We start from the raw sequence: 13,847 nt of genomic DNA on the forward strand, positions 1-13,847 counted from the left end.
GAGACGAACTTATTCCTGGTCCTCGTCGTCTTCAAACTCTACAAACAGTACCGGCGCATCGGGGTCGTTTTCATCGTGGACACCAGCAATCACGTCCATCCAGGAGAACTCGATAAATTCACGCAACTGGTCGCGAGCGTACTCGGTTTGGAAGGCGCCTTTGACGGCGTTGAGCTGGAACTCGAGGAGATCGATCATGGTGTAGCCATACACCGCGGCCAGGGTATATAGCTCATCGGTAAGCGAGACGCCCGAGATCAGCCGGTTGTCTGGGTTCACTGTGACCGCAAACCCAGAACGATATAGCAGGTCGAACGGGTGATTCTCGAGGGGCGCGTCTTCCGGCCCCATTTCCACGGCTGCCGTTTGTAGGTTGGAGGTCGGGCAGAGCTCCAGCACGGTGTTGTTGTAGAGCGTGCGGTTCGCAATGTCGCCCCACACCAAGATGTCTTGTTCATCGTCTAATTCGACCGAAGAGAGATCCTGAATCATGTTGACTCCGTGGCCGATGCGCAGCGCTCTGCCGGCTGTGAGTGCACTCCCGATGGAGTCAACACCATCAGCTTCTCCAGCGTGAATGGTGATGGGCACAAAACGATCATCGAGCCAGGCGAAGACATCAGCGAAATTACTGACGGGGAACCCGAGTTCTGGTCCGGCAATATCAAAGGCCACGACTGACCCGTGAGGGCGGTGACGGTGGGTCAGTTCAGCAATTTCTTGGGCGTTTTCGGCAGAGTTTTGCCGCATGGCGCAAAGAATTTGATGTACTTGTAATCCGCCGTCGAGTGCTTGCATCGCTCGTTCGAGGCCGGCTGTGACGGCATTGACGGTTTCGTCCAGGCTCAAGCCTTGTTGGGTATGCTGCTCTGGAGCCCAGCGGACTTCGCCGTAGACGACGCCGTCGTCTACTAAATCCATGGAAAATTCGTAGGCTATACGTTCTAGCGCCTCAGCGGTTTGCATGACCGCCAGAGTGTGGTCGAACATTTCAAGATATTTTGGCAGTGAACCGGCGTTGGCTGCCTCAGAAAACCAAGTGGCTAGATCCTGCTCGTTGTCTGCTGGGAGCTGGTGTCCGACTTCAGCGGCAAGTTCCACAATGGTTGCTGGGCGTAGTCCACCATCGAGGTGATCGTGTAGCGATACTTTGGGCAATGCTCCCAAATCAAGGGCAAACGGGTCCAATTGGAGTTCGTCTTCTGGGGCGGTGGCTTCGGCGTCTGTGGCTTCCTGATTCATCACGAGTACGAGTCTAGATGATTAATTCCTAGGTCGCTTCCCGAGATACGTGTGGTATTCAGCATGTACGCTAACTTAGTATTCGTTGAGTTCGTCAGGCATCTTAACCAGCACCGCACACAGCCGCTTGCTAATGCTGTCTACAAACCGTGGTGCGTCTTCGTCAATGACTCGCGGGCAAAATAGTGGGGCAAAACATGTACAGACATCCCGGTTTATGGCTCTAAGCAATCCATCTCAGGGTGTCTGACTGCACTGGCATGACTTATCGTCTTCTCTTAGCCAAGACCAATGACGCAGCGGTTTTGCATGACCTACTTCGCATTGAGCAGCAGGGTGGCTCCTCTTGCCCAACTTTGACTGCCTGATTCAACCGCGGGATTCCACCTACAGCAGTAAGACCGCAATATCAAACTGAAAAGGCTGTCCAAGAGATACAAGAATCTTGGTGCAGTACTATCTTCTGAACCACACGACCTTATCCGGTGGCCTCAGTCGGTCATTCCCTGAGAAGTCTCACGCTCAGCAGCTGCAAGAATATTCTTCGCCATGGCGGGAAAAACCAGAGCGTGGAAGGGTTGGATGACCCTCCAATAAGCTCGTCCGACCAGACCTGTGGGGAAAAATACTGCGCGTTGATATAACCGGCTACCACCATCAGTGTTCTGTTCAACTTGGAATTGCAACCATGCGCGACCGCCGGCGCGCATTTCAGCTCGCAGGGTCACCATGCGACCGGGCTCCACAGATTCAACCCGCCACCAATCAACGTGATCATTCACGCGCAGTCGATCCGCATTTTTTCGACCGCGGGCTAAGCCGTAACCACCAAGGGCTTGATCCAAGAGACCGCGGAGCCGCCAAAGAACCGGCGTGGAATACCACCCCCGCTTTCCCCCAATAGTCTCTATAATCTCCCAGACAGCTTCAACGGGCGCATTGCCGTCACGTTTACGCGTATCGGTATATACCGTGTGCCCTGCCCATACTGGGTCTGAAGGTAACGGATCAGCAGGATTCCGAGCTTCGTCGGTCAACACATCGTCGTCCCACGTGACATCTAATGGGCCACTCCTTTGGCGTCCAAGAGCCCTTCTGCAGGCCGTCCTGTAGTCAGTCAATCCGCCTGGCGGATCGGAAATAAGATCACCAATATCATGTTCCTCGGTCACTGCGTCCTCTGCCATCGACGCTGCCAATGGCATAGCTATACCACGTGGAATTGGCGTGACCATGCTTATCCAAAAACCCGACAAACGTTGGGCCGGAATGGGAAGGGCCAAGACTCTACGCCGCGCTAAACCTGCGACTTGAGCATACTGTTCTAACATCGACGCAAAGGTCTGAGCTCTGCCACAACCAATGTCATACGCTCGGTTGGTTGAGCTCGCCAGTGCGCAAGCATGAGCTAGATAGTACAGCACATCGCGGATCGCTATGGGTTCAATTTGGTTGCCCAACCAGCTGGGACCTGGCATGAGCGGAAGCCGTTCGGCAAGGTGGCGGATGATTTCAAACGACACTGAGCCGGACCCGATCACTATGCCGGCGCGAAACACTATGGTGGGCACAACTCCGGCTAATAAGATCTGGGCAACTTGTTCGCGTGAACGCATGTGGGCAGATAGCTCGTCGGCCGGCTTATCAGGGTGCAAACCACTTAGATAGACGATTTGGTGCACACCGGTGGCCGCGGCGGCTGATGTGACGTTTCGAGCTATATCGGCTTCACGCTGCTCGAAATCAGCAGTAGAGCCCATCGAATGCACCAGATAGAGCAGCGTATGTACACCTTTGAACGCTTCTGATAAATCATCAAGATTTTGGAGGTCACCTTGGGCCGTTTCAATGCAATGAAACCATGCTCTCCCCTCAAGATCTTTCACATTGCGCGCTAAAGCACGTACCCTAAACCCGGCCGCGAGTAATTCAGGTATCAGTCGGCCACCAACGTAACCGGTGGCACCAGTGACTAGTACGAGCCGGTCATCACCGGATGGAAGTTGCAGTTCAAGAGGTGATGCGGACGTTGAGTTCATGTAGTTCAACCTATAAATGGAGTCTGGTCGCATGCTGAGTGTGGGCTGGGATATGGCTTTCTGTCGGGCACCAAGGCATCAATGGCCAGTGGTGTCGTGTCAGCCTGGCTACACGCAAGCATTTCACGTAAGTGTGAACCAAACGGCTGCCATAGGCACCCTCAAAACAATTATGACACCAGATAATCTACGGAGGGAAACTTGAAACACCCAAGTGCAAACGGCGATCAGAAAAGGCCAGCAGCAACATGCCATAAATGATCACTAGGCAGTCTTTTGCTTGCCCATGCATAGTTCCGACCGCACTCGAGGTACCAGCACTAGACGGGCTGTGGCTCTCAGAGTGACTCGCCATTAAGATCCCGTGGCGATCATGGCAGCGTAAAATTTGATGACTGCCGCACGTTCATGCGGAGTGAGCTCTGCTATCGCGTAAAAGCGTTTGGCATGGTTGTTTCCAACCGACTGCCGCGCAACAGTCTGGGTTGCTTCAGTGACTTCCAAAACCGTACTCCGCCGATCTTCAGGGTGCTGAAGACGTCGAACATGACCATTTGCGACCAGTCGATCAATCATGCGAGACACCGATGCCGTGGTAATCCCAAGATGTTTGGCGACATGACTTGCTGTGGCCAGCTCGCCATGGCGCTGCGACGCGATCATGAATCGGACTGCGCGCATGTCATTCTCACCGAGTCCCATATACTTTTGTGACGCCTCGTTGAGCTTGCGCTCGGTCAGTCGCCACTTGCGCATCGACTCCATGACTTCAACAATTTGATCAAGGTCTTGGGCATTAAAATCGGCTGTTGAGACCAACTCTTGGTCTGGGTCTATTGTCCTCGGATCCAGCAGCGACAGCTTTCGGAATGCAGCTGCATTCGACGAGTCCGGGGTTTTTCCAGTATTGTTAGCCACAGTAACTATTAGCCATTCTAACTAAATTGTTTTCTCGTTGCGTGAGAACTCTACGTTCCTGATGCTTTACTTATAATACGCCCCATCGAAGCGTCCCGATAGAACGATCCTGAACTCATAAAGGAATACCATGCCTGAATCCCGTCATCCCACGGCCGCAATCAGCAGTGACGCCGTCGACGACGTCCCTTTCGCATCTCCGGCCTCACAATCCGGTGCACCACATGCCATTCAACCACAGCATTATGACGCGATCATGCTTGCGGGTTTTGGCGGCCCAGAAGGCCAAGAAGACGTCCTGCCCTTTTTGCGCAACGTTACTGCCGGCCGAGGCATCCCCGATGAGCGGCTAGAAGAAGTGGCCACCCACTACCGACACTTCGGCGGTGTTAGCCCGATCAATGAGCACAACGCCCAACTACGGAAGGCCTTGCAAAAAGAACTCACCAGCCGTGGCATTGAACTGCCTGTGTATTGGGGCAACCGTAACTGGTCACCGTATCTGGAAGATGCGGTCCAGCAAGCCGCCGACGCCGGTCATGTGCGGCTCTTAGGATTGGCGACCAGCGCGTACAGCTCTTACTCCAGTTGCCGACAGTATCGTGAAGATTTTGCCCGTGCGCTGGTCGATACCGGCTTGGCAGGGACGGTAACCATCGATAAGGTTCGCCAATACTTTGATCATCCAGGGTTTGTCACACCCTTTATTGAGGGCGTGGACACGGCTCTGCGTAGCTTTGAAGCGCAGGGCTTGGCGCCGTCGGAAATTCGCGTGCTCTTTGCCACGCATTCGATCCCGATGACCGATGCGAGCCGTTCAGGTCCAGCAGACCTTGAGCTGGGCGAAGGCGGAGCTTATGCTGCCCAGCACATGGCGGTAGGCGGCGTGATCATGGATCACCTGCGCTCCGAATTACCAGCCCGGGCTGACACTGCGTGGGAGCTGGTGTACCAATCGCGCTCGGGTCCAGCATCGCAACCCTGGTTAGAACCTGATGTGTGCGACCGGATAGCCCAGCTGCCTCATGAAGGTGTCAAGGCCGTGGTCATTGTGCCACTCGGTTTTCTCAGTGACCACATGGAAGTGTTGTGGGACTTGGATGAAGAAGCGATGGAAGCTGCAGCAGAGGCCGGCCTCCTCGCGGCACGCACCCCGACTCCGGGGGTGCACCCGGAGTTTGTCTCAGGTCTGGTGGATCTTATTTCCGAGCGAATCGAAGCTCGGGCAGTCTCTGAACGAGAGCACGTGACACCTCTGGGCCCCTGGTATGACGTCTGTCGGCCCGGATGCTGTGAGAATGTGCGACGGGGCTTCAGCCCCGCTGCAGCAGGGTTGCAGCCCTAATGCGGCTGTGGTCTTTACACCCATGTCTGCTGGACCGACAGGGTCTTGTCGCCGGATGGCGCGAGGCCCTGCTTGCCCAAGCGGTGCTGTTGGGACACACCCGCGGCTATACAGCACATCCTCAGGTGGAACGCTTTCGGGCACACCCGGAACCCGAAGCTGCTATCGGCGCGTATCTGGTGGGAATCCACGAAGAATCCCTGGCCCGCGGGTACCGTTTCGATGCCGGGAAGATCGCCCAGCCGCCGGATCAGCACGTCGACGCTTTCGGGCATATCGGGCGGATTGACGTGACGTTTGGCCAGCTAGGCTTCGAGCTTTCCCATTTGCGGGCTAAGCTCTTTCAGCGCTCCCCCGAGTTTTTAGCTGAGCATGCCAAAGCGTTGGAGACGACCGACGAGCTGGTACCGGTGCATCCATTATTCACACCGGTTGCCGGTCCGATTGCCACCTGGGAACGCCCCAGAGCATCATGACCCGACGCTGAGGGTCAGCCCTCTGATCTTGTACCCTTCGATCAAGTCATCCCAGCTGATGGTTGGTTCTGACTCCCTGGCGACGGGCAGTGCGAGCAGCCGATGCAACAGGGCATCGGTTTCACGTAGTGCTAGCGGTTGACCCGGGCAGCCGTGGGCGCCAAAACCGAAACTCAGGCCGACATCCTGGACTCCCTCGCTGCGCTCACGGTCGGGGCAGACCCGAAGTGGATCGTGGGCAAACGCGTCCGCGTCAGCATTGGTTTTGCGAATATCAAGATCCACGAGCTCCCCGGTTGCCAGCGTGTAGGTGTCGTCCCTATCTGTGACGTCAAAATTTTCGGTGACGCGACGGTAGAGATGTCCCACGGGTGGTTCCAACCGGATCAGCTCGGCCAAGATGCTCAAGCGTTCGGCTTCTTCGGCGGCCACATAACGCTGACGCAATGCCGGGTTGTCTAGCAGATGCCAGCAGGCCATGGTGATGAATTCACGGGTGGTCACCATCCCGGCGGTGCCGTAGGTAACGCACTCGACCAGAATGTCTGCCAGGTTGTAATCCTGCTCAATCAGGTGACTGATAACATCCTGACGCGGGGCTTTAGTACGCGAACAAACAGCCGGTAGGACGTCAAAGATCAACAGGCCAAGTACCGGTCCGATGCCGTTATGCGCGGCGGACATCCACTGACGTTTGGTACGCCCGAGCTGGGGTTTGCTGCGGTCTAACGGCGGTTGGCGGAAGAATTTTTCTAACCGGCGGGCCAGTGCTGGGACTCTTGCGTGGGTGAGGCCAACGATCGACGCGGTGACTTCGACCGTGTAATAGAGCGCCACCTGATCGAAGGTGATGCTCCCGGTGCGTTGAGCCTGGTCAAGGATCTTATCGACGACCGCCTCCATGAGTGTGCCATACCGGGATGCCACAACTTTGGGTGCGAAAAATCGGGCAACGTTGCGCCGTTGTTGATCGTGTTGGGGGCCGTCGGAAATGAGGATCGGATGGTTGCGGAAAACATTGCGAGGAATGTACTCGGCAGTAAAACCAGCCTGCAGTGTGGAATGCCGTGCCAACAACACTTCCTTGGCCGCTGCCAACGAGCCGATGTGCCACATCTTGTTCCGCTGAGTGACGCGGCCGGTGGCCGTTTCGCCGGGTTTGCTTGCCTTCCGATCGCTACCCGGCGCAGAGCCATGCATGGGGCAGCCGGATTGTTCAGTCGTCAATCTATCCCCTTTCTGTGAGTTCTGTAAGCGCGAATTTTCGAAGCAACCGGCCCGGCGCACTGCGTCGCAATAAGCCGCGGCGTGGTGGCGACTCCAGATCATGACCGGTGACATCCCAACCCGCCAGTAATTGGTTGGCAGCCAAGAAGCCGGTGGTAGCGGCCCGTTCCATCAGGGCCACGGGCAGCTCACAGCGGATCCAGTCCCCCGCCAGCACGAGTCCTGGGATGCCGGTGGTGACTTCCGGGTGGTCATGCCACGGTGAAACGTCCGCTAGTCCGCAATCATCATGCACGAGGTATTCTTCGGCCACGATCTCCAGGTGCTGGGTCTCGGGGTAGACCCGCACCATGTCGTCGAGCAGAGCTGCGCGAATGGCCTGAGCGTCCTGGGAGGTTGGATCAGCCGGCGTATCGACGGCGTAGGCGTGTAGTTCCACCACTGAGCCACCGTGTTCGTCGGTCCATGTCTTGGCGGTGGCTTCATAACGCTCCAGGACCGAAATATTATCGAGCACAGCATAGCCACTCGTACCCAGAAACTCCGCCCTGTCGTCGGCAACAGTATCGGATAACCACAGTCGCAGGATGGCAAACGCAGGCGCGTTTCGACGACGTTTGGCTCTGTGCTGAAGACTGATCAGTTCGCGGGTTGCATCCTCGATCTGGGCGATCAGGCGTCTCGACGAACGCGGATCGGCCGCTAACACCACCGCATCAACGGTCACAGTGGTCTGCTCAGTGGTCACATGCCAGCCGTCTGGGTCCTGGTGTAGTTGCGTTACCGATTGCTCAGTATGGATGCTGACGCCGAGATCTTCGAGGTAGGTTCCAAGTGGATCCCACAGGCTGGTGTTGAAGTCATCGATGGGCACATCGAACAGCAGACCTTCTGCCGAACCGGTGAAGTAGGTGTGGAACATGGTCACCAGTTCCCGGGCGGAAAAGTCTTTAGGGTGGGCGAAGAATGAGCGTGCGAAGACCTCGAGCGCCAGGTGGCGGGCGCCGTCCGGGAAGCGTAGCCGGTCCAGGAAATCGGCGGCCGATTCGTGATCGTAGCGGCTCAGGCCTTCCGGGAAGTCCAGATCGATCAGCTCAAAGGCGCTAGCTAGGTCGACTTCGGCAAGCCCGGTTAGTGGAAAGGTCGGACTGTTCAGCACAAACGCGGCCAGGTTCCACGGTGGGGTGCGGGGAATTGACTCGAAAGAGTCGGTCAGACCCTGCTCGGTTTGCAGCGGATAGTCGGCAACCGGGGTCAACCGGTCCAGTGCGGGGTCGGTGCGCCGCAGCAGCGCACGGAGGTTGTAGTACTGGCGGAAAAATGCGTGAAATCCGCGACTCATATTTCGCCCGTCACCGGTGGGCCAGGATCGCACCCGGCCGCCAAGTTGCGGGGCGGCCTCGTAGAGCGTCACGTCAACGCCGCGTTCTGCTAGACCGGTGGCCGCAGCAAGTCCGGCAATCCCGCCGCCGATGACCGCTACGGTTCGAGGAGTGGTTACGGCGTCATGGCCACGATGAGCTCGAAGCGTCTCGGCATACGGGTCTCGTGGCGCGTTGGGTGCAGTGTGCTTGTTGAATCGGCTCATGCGAGTCCTTCTTGGTTCACGGCGGTGTAGGTGTGGAGGACTTCGCGGTGCCAGCCCTTTGCTGTAGTCACCGATGCGTGATGGAATCCGGCCTGTACCAGACGTTGCAGTACGGTAGCTGTGGCCTCGTTGTCCAGCACCGATTTCCATAAGTAGGTGAACAGGCTGGTTTTGGCGCCGGCGAGTGTTGCGAGTGGGATGATGATCGCAAAGCATACAATCGTCCATTTGGCTTGTGCCCACCGGGATTCGGAGACCGAGTAGTCGTGCAGCACCAGTGGTGTGCCGGGTTTCATCAACTCGCGAATGCTGGTCAGCACCGCAGTACGCTCTGCCTCGGGCACGTTGCGCAACAGGTACGCTGCGAACACGCCGTCCGGAGCATTGTCGAAGGCGTCGTTGGACGCGAGGTTTTCAACTGATTCCAAAATGAACTCGGTACCGTTGGGCCAGGATTTTTCACGGGCAAAGTTCAACATGCCGTCGGAGGCATCAACGCCGATGACGTGTGCGTCCGGCACCGTGTCCAGTAGAGCTTGGGTGCTGAGTCCAGTTCCGCACCCGAGATCCCAGATGACCGGCGATTCCTTGTTGGTTAGCCCATGGGCTAAGGCTTTGGCGGCACGGCGCAGCTCGCGTCGATACCCGGGGTTCAATCGGGTCAACAGATCGTAGCGGCGTGCAGAACGTGAGAAGGCTTCACTGAGTGACATCGACTGTGACCTCCTGCGCTTGGCGCTCGCGACGATTTTTTAAACCCTGCCACACCATCAACACGGTGGTGAGCATGGCAAAGCCGAAGCCGAAATCTTCGATGGGAATGTCCCACGGGAAGCGGAGACCCAGCATGTGGTCGGGGTTGTACAAGACAATGGGGTTGGACAGTTTGGTCAGATAGCCGTCGACCAGGATTTGGAAGCTCAAGCAAATGGCCATTGCCAGCCAGTAAGCCGGTTTGCGGAAGATTCCGCTGCGAACCACGAACAGTTCGATAAGCACCACAACGATGATGCCCACAACGGTCAATACGGTGTATTCAGGCCACATCGGAGTTGCTCCCTTCGGTTTGTTTGCGTTTGGCCGCCCAGCGCAGCACCGTGGACACACCTTCATAGCTGAGCAGCGCGCACAGCGAGATAACGACGAAGAACACGAGCTCTTCTAGCGGCATGATGCCCAGGTGGATGCCGGTGATAAATTCGGGGTTATAGGTCCAATGACCTCGGGCGATCCCGAATACATCCCAGATCCCGAACACGAGGAGGACGACGCCAACGGAGGGCAACATCAACGGGAGCCGTCGATACACCCGGGCGCGGAGCAGAAATTCCAGGGGTAGGGTGATCGCCACGCACGCGGCCATCAGTATCAGGTATTCATATTGCGCCAAAGTATTCCTTCCCTAACGGTTGTGAGTAGGACGGGTTGTAGTCGGTTGCAGTGGTGTTGCCAGCGGTCCGGTTGAGGTGTCATCACGCAGCCGCTTGATAATGTTTTCTGCCGAAATTAAACACATTGGTAGTCCGACGCCGGGTGCTGTGGTCGCCCCGGCAAAGTACAAGCCATCAATATGTCGTGACGCGTTGGAACCGCGGAAGAACGCAGACTGCGCCAGGGTGTGAGCCAACCCCAATGCGTTGCCTTGCCAGGCGTTGAAGCGTTCTTGAAAATCTCCGGGACCTACCGTGTGGCGAGCGACAATGCGTTGTGCCAGGTCATCCACGCCGATACGTTGGGCAATCAGGTCAATGGCTGCATCCACGATGGCCGTGGTGTCTGGATCTTCGTCGTGGTTGAGACTGCCGACGATCCCATCTTTGGTGGCCTGTACAGGGATAAGGACGAAGACGTTTTCGTGTCCTTCCGGCGCCACGCTCGGATCGGTCGCACTGGAACGGCACACGTACAGCGATTCCGAGTATGCACCTGGGTCGTGCTGCGCGGTGCGAGATGACAGCTTCGGGAAGACCGCCTCGAAGTCTGGATCCCAATCCTGGCTGAAGAATAACGAGTGGTGGGCTAGCTGCGGTAGGTCGCCTTCAACTCCGAGGTACGCCAGCACGCAACTGAGGCCCGGGTTTCTGCGCCGCCAGTACTTCGGCCTGGCCGAACGGGGATCTGACACCAGTTGTGTTTCGGTGTGGTGCCGGTCTGCACCGGATACCACAACGTCAGCGGCCAGATAGTGCTCACCGGTGTCATCACGGTATGTGACACCGTTGACCCGTTGTGGCTTGCCGGCGTCGTGATGAATCTCTTCGACCGTTGCGCTGGTATGAATTCGCACTCCAGCGTTAACCGCGAGCCGGCGCAAGGAATCAATGAAGGTTGCGAAACCGCCCATTGGGTAGGCAACCCCTTCAACCAAAGTCGTGTAGTTCATAATCCCGTAGAACGCGGGGGTGATTTTCGGTGCGGAGGATAAAAATACTGCCGCATACGTGAGGAGTTGTCGCAGCTGAGTGTGGTCGAACTGGGCCGCTACATCAGCATCGAGCGACCGAGTAAATTTGCGTGCCAATCGGCCGAGTCGCCGCATGATTTGGGCGGAGGTCAGTCCCCGCAGCTCTGTGAAGTTTGTGTATAAGAACCGCTCGATGGACAACCGGTAATCCGTTTCCATACCTGCCAGGTAGCGCTCGACCTCGGCACCGGCACCAGGTTCTAACTGGTCAAACAGCTCGATAACATTCTGTGCCCCCGTGGAGACATCGAGAGGCTGATACCCCTCGGTAAAGACTCGGAAGGCGGGCTCATTGAGCTGTACAAGGTCGAGTTCGGCCTCGACCGACGTCCCCATCAGCTCATAGAAATGTTCGAATGCGCTGGGCATCAACCACCAGGACGGCCCCATATCCCAGCGGAAACTGTCGTCCTTGAGGACTCCGGCTCGACCGCCAACATCATCTTGTTTCTCTAAGACGGTCACGTCGTACCCGTCTTTGGCCAGTAGGCCTGCGGTGGCTAGTCCGGCAACACCGGCTCCAATCACCACCGCGGACGTTGTGTGTGTCATGAACTATTTCTTCTTCAACAAGTTGGCGGATACGGTTTGCGCTGCAATGGCGAGTTTTCGTGCATTCTTGACGCGTACCCGGCGTGTCAACAGTTCCGCGGCGGGGCGGTGCTCCAGTGCGTCAGTGAGTTCGCTAAATAATCGGTGGGCCATCTCCACACCGATGCGGGCCCGACGATCGAGTTTTTTCATACCGGGTTCAGCTGCGGCAAGGTCGGCTCGAATCTCATCGACCAGGCGTTGTTTCCGGGCCTCACCAAAATTCGCCGGATCGACGCCCGGGAAATAGGATCGGCCCAGCCCCTGGTAATCGGTCGCTAGATCCCGCAAAAAGTTCACTTTTTGGAATGCTGCACCGAGCCGTCGCGCTGACGCCGAGAGAAGTTCATCGTACTGGGTATCGGTCCCGGGCATGTGGCGAAATACCTCCAGACACATCAGCCCTACCACTTCGGCAGAACCATAGATATAGTCTTCTAGACTTTCGGCCGTGTGTTTTTGACGGTACAAATCGGCCCGCATGGATCGAAAGAACGGCCGCGTCAGCTGGGTGGTAATACCGTGGTGCTGGGCAGTGGTCGCAAAGGCATGCACCACCAGATTTGTGCTGTACCCGGTGGCAATGGCGGTTTCTGTTTGTGCTTCGAGTCCTTCAAGTTCGGTTGCGATAGTCTGGTGATCCAGGCCTGCTTCTTCTGCGACGCCGTCGACAATTTCATCGGCCAGTCTGACTAAGGCGTAGATGTTGTCGATGTCGCGGCGTGCCGCTCTACCGAGAAATCGGCGGGCTAGTCCAAATGAGGTGGAATACGCGTCAATGACTTTACCTGAGCTTGAAATGGCTGCTTCGGTGTACAGGTGCAGTGCAGTGCGGTGTTTCATTTAGTGTTTCCTCTGCAACAGCTCATTGATCAGATGCCGGAACGAAGCGTGGGCCTCTGGCCGGATCGCCAAACCATCGACCTGTTGTTGAGCTTGTGCGCAGTATTGATCAGCAAGATTTCGAGCTCGTTGTTCAATGTTCAGGTCGATCAGCAGTTGTCGCACGGTATCGTTGTCGATGGTTCCGGCACGCCACCCGGCGATGGTCGGTGCTGCGGTCTCAATGTTTTTTGCCAGGGCGATGAGCACGGTTGCTTTGCCTTCTCGCAGATCGGAATCATTCGGTTTACCGGTAGTTGTGGAGTCTCCAAAGGTGCCCAGGACGTCGTCAATGATTTGATAACAGCTGCCGAGCAGGCCGGCGAGTTCACTCAGGCGCGTCAGCAGTTCGTCGGTTGCGCCAGCCAGTAGTGCTCCGATGACCAGAGGCGTTTCAAACGAATATGCCGCGGTTTTGAGTCGGTGCATACGCAGCACTTCATCAAGATCCGGTGTACCAAAATCCGCACTGAATAACACGTCATCGAGTTCTCCGGCCGCTGACTGCTGGATTGCCGCCTGAAACAAGTCGACCACCCGGTTGCCGCAAGCCAGATCGTGGCATGCATTGTGGAGGAGCTGGATGGCTTGAGAGATCAGAACGTCACCAGCTAACAGCGCAGCAGCATGACCGATATGTTCGGCAGCGTGCTGTGCTTTGCCTTCAGCAAGCGCGGCATCACGATAATGCGCTGACAACGTTGGCTCACCGCGGCGTACGAAATCTTGATCGATAATGTCGTCATGGATGATTAAGGCCGTGTGCAACAATTCAAAGGCGCAACCGATCTCGATCAAGCGGGGTTCGGGATCTTCGCTGACGGTGCGGTACCCCAGATACACGAGCATGGGCCGGGCACGTTTGCCACCATCGATTGCTTTGGAAATCTGCTGCCAAAGTTGGGCCATGTGTGGGGTTGGGGCCGTGGCTGTCTGCTCCTTGAACAGTTGCTCCAGGCGCTGCTCGAGTGCGTTATGGAAGTTCTTGCCAGGTTCGGTTTGTGGGATGAGTTGGGCTTGAATGCTCATCGCTCCTCCTGATCACATCGTGGCACCTGCAACACACGGAACTGTT

At 56.8% G+C, this 13,847-nt stretch carries 13 protein-coding genes; 2 read left to right on the forward strand and 11 right to left on the reverse strand.

Annotated features, from left to right (window positions below):
* Nucleotides 1–9: 9 nt before the first annotated feature.
* From G583_RS0101130 to G583_RS0101140, 3 genes are all read right to left on the reverse strand, one after another.
* Nucleotides 10–1,242 carry an adenosine deaminase gene (locus tag G583_RS0101130; protein ID WP_022869352.1) on the reverse strand — a complete coding sequence of 411 codons (1,233 nt, stop codon included), beginning with the start codon at nt 1,240–1,242 and terminating at the stop codon, nt 10–12.
* Nucleotides 1,243–1,733: 491 nt separating this feature from the next.
* The gene (locus G583_RS13450) at nt 1,734–3,281 is read right to left on the reverse strand and encodes an SDR family oxidoreductase (protein ID WP_022869353.1); all 1,548 of its coding nucleotides are present in this window, start codon (nt 3,279–3,281) and stop codon (nt 1,734–1,736) included.
* Nucleotides 3,282–3,635: 354 nt separating this feature from the next.
* A complete protein-coding gene (locus tag G583_RS0101140) occupies nt 3,636–4,199 on the reverse strand; it encodes a MarR family winged helix-turn-helix transcriptional regulator (RefSeq protein WP_022869354.1) in 564 nt (187 codons plus the stop codon).
* A 130-nt stretch (nt 4,200–4,329) separates the two neighbouring features.
* Here G583_RS0101140 and G583_RS0101145 point away from each other — a divergent pair, with 130 nt between their 5' ends.
* Nucleotides 4,330–5,544 (forward strand): ferrochelatase, encoded by a 1,215-nt coding sequence (locus tag G583_RS0101145; protein WP_022869355.1) that lies wholly within the window; start codon nt 4,330–4,332, stop codon nt 5,542–5,544.
* Nucleotides 5,544–6,020 (forward strand): pyrimidine dimer DNA glycosylase/endonuclease V, encoded by a 477-nt coding sequence (locus G583_RS0101150; RefSeq protein WP_022869356.1) that lies wholly within the window; start codon nt 5,544–5,546, stop codon nt 6,018–6,020. The genes G583_RS0101145 and G583_RS0101150 overlap by 1 nt, the downstream gene beginning before the upstream one ends.
* Here the strand turns inward: G583_RS0101150 and G583_RS0101155 are convergent.
* The 8 genes from G583_RS0101155 to G583_RS13460 are packed head-to-tail and all read right to left on the reverse strand — an operon-like array spanning nt 6,015 to nt 13,801.
* Entirely contained in the window at nt 6,015–7,247 is a 1,233-nt protein-coding gene (locus G583_RS0101155) for a cytochrome P450 (RefSeq protein WP_245540556.1), read from the reverse strand. The genes G583_RS0101150 and G583_RS0101155 overlap by 6 nt on opposite strands.
* Nucleotide 7,248: 1 nt before the next feature.
* Nucleotides 7,249–8,835, reverse strand: a complete 1,587-nt coding sequence (locus tag G583_RS13455; protein WP_022869358.1) for an FAD-dependent oxidoreductase — start codon at nt 8,833–8,835, stop codon at nt 7,249–7,251.
* Entirely contained in the window at nt 8,832–9,548 is a 717-nt protein-coding gene (locus G583_RS0101165) for a class I SAM-dependent methyltransferase (RefSeq protein ID WP_022869359.1), read from the reverse strand. The genes G583_RS13455 and G583_RS0101165 overlap by 4 nt, the downstream gene beginning before the upstream one ends.
* Nucleotides 9,535–9,882, reverse strand: coding sequence for a lycopene cyclase domain-containing protein (locus G583_RS0101170; RefSeq protein WP_022869360.1), 348 nt, complete (start codon nt 9,880–9,882; stop codon nt 9,535–9,537). Before G583_RS0101170 ends, G583_RS0101165 begins: the two co-directional genes overlap by 14 nt.
* Entirely contained in the window at nt 9,872–10,225 is a 354-nt protein-coding gene (locus G583_RS0101175) for a lycopene cyclase domain-containing protein (RefSeq protein ID WP_022869361.1), read from the reverse strand. The genes G583_RS0101170 and G583_RS0101175 overlap by 11 nt, the downstream gene beginning before the upstream one ends.
* 12 nt (nt 10,226–10,237) lie before the next feature.
* Nucleotides 10,238–11,851: a phytoene desaturase family protein gene (crtI, locus tag G583_RS0101180; protein ID WP_022869362.1), complete on the reverse strand. Its 1,614-nt coding sequence runs from the start codon at nt 11,849–11,851 to the stop codon at nt 10,238–10,240.
* 3 nt (nt 11,852–11,854) lie between these two features.
* Nucleotides 11,855–12,733 (reverse strand): phytoene/squalene synthase family protein, encoded by an 879-nt coding sequence (locus G583_RS0101185; RefSeq protein ID WP_022869363.1) that lies wholly within the window; start codon nt 12,731–12,733, stop codon nt 11,855–11,857.
* Nucleotides 12,734–13,801: a polyprenyl synthetase family protein gene (locus tag G583_RS13460; protein ID WP_022869364.1), complete on the reverse strand. Its 1,068-nt coding sequence runs from the start codon at nt 13,799–13,801 to the stop codon at nt 12,734–12,736.
* Nucleotides 13,802–13,847 lie beyond the last annotated feature (46 nt).

Origin of the sequence: Yaniella halotolerans DSM 15476 (assembly GCF_000420805.1) — a bacterium.
GTDB classification, from domain to species: Bacteria; Actinomycetota; Actinomycetes; order Actinomycetales; family Micrococcaceae; genus Yaniella; species Yaniella halotolerans.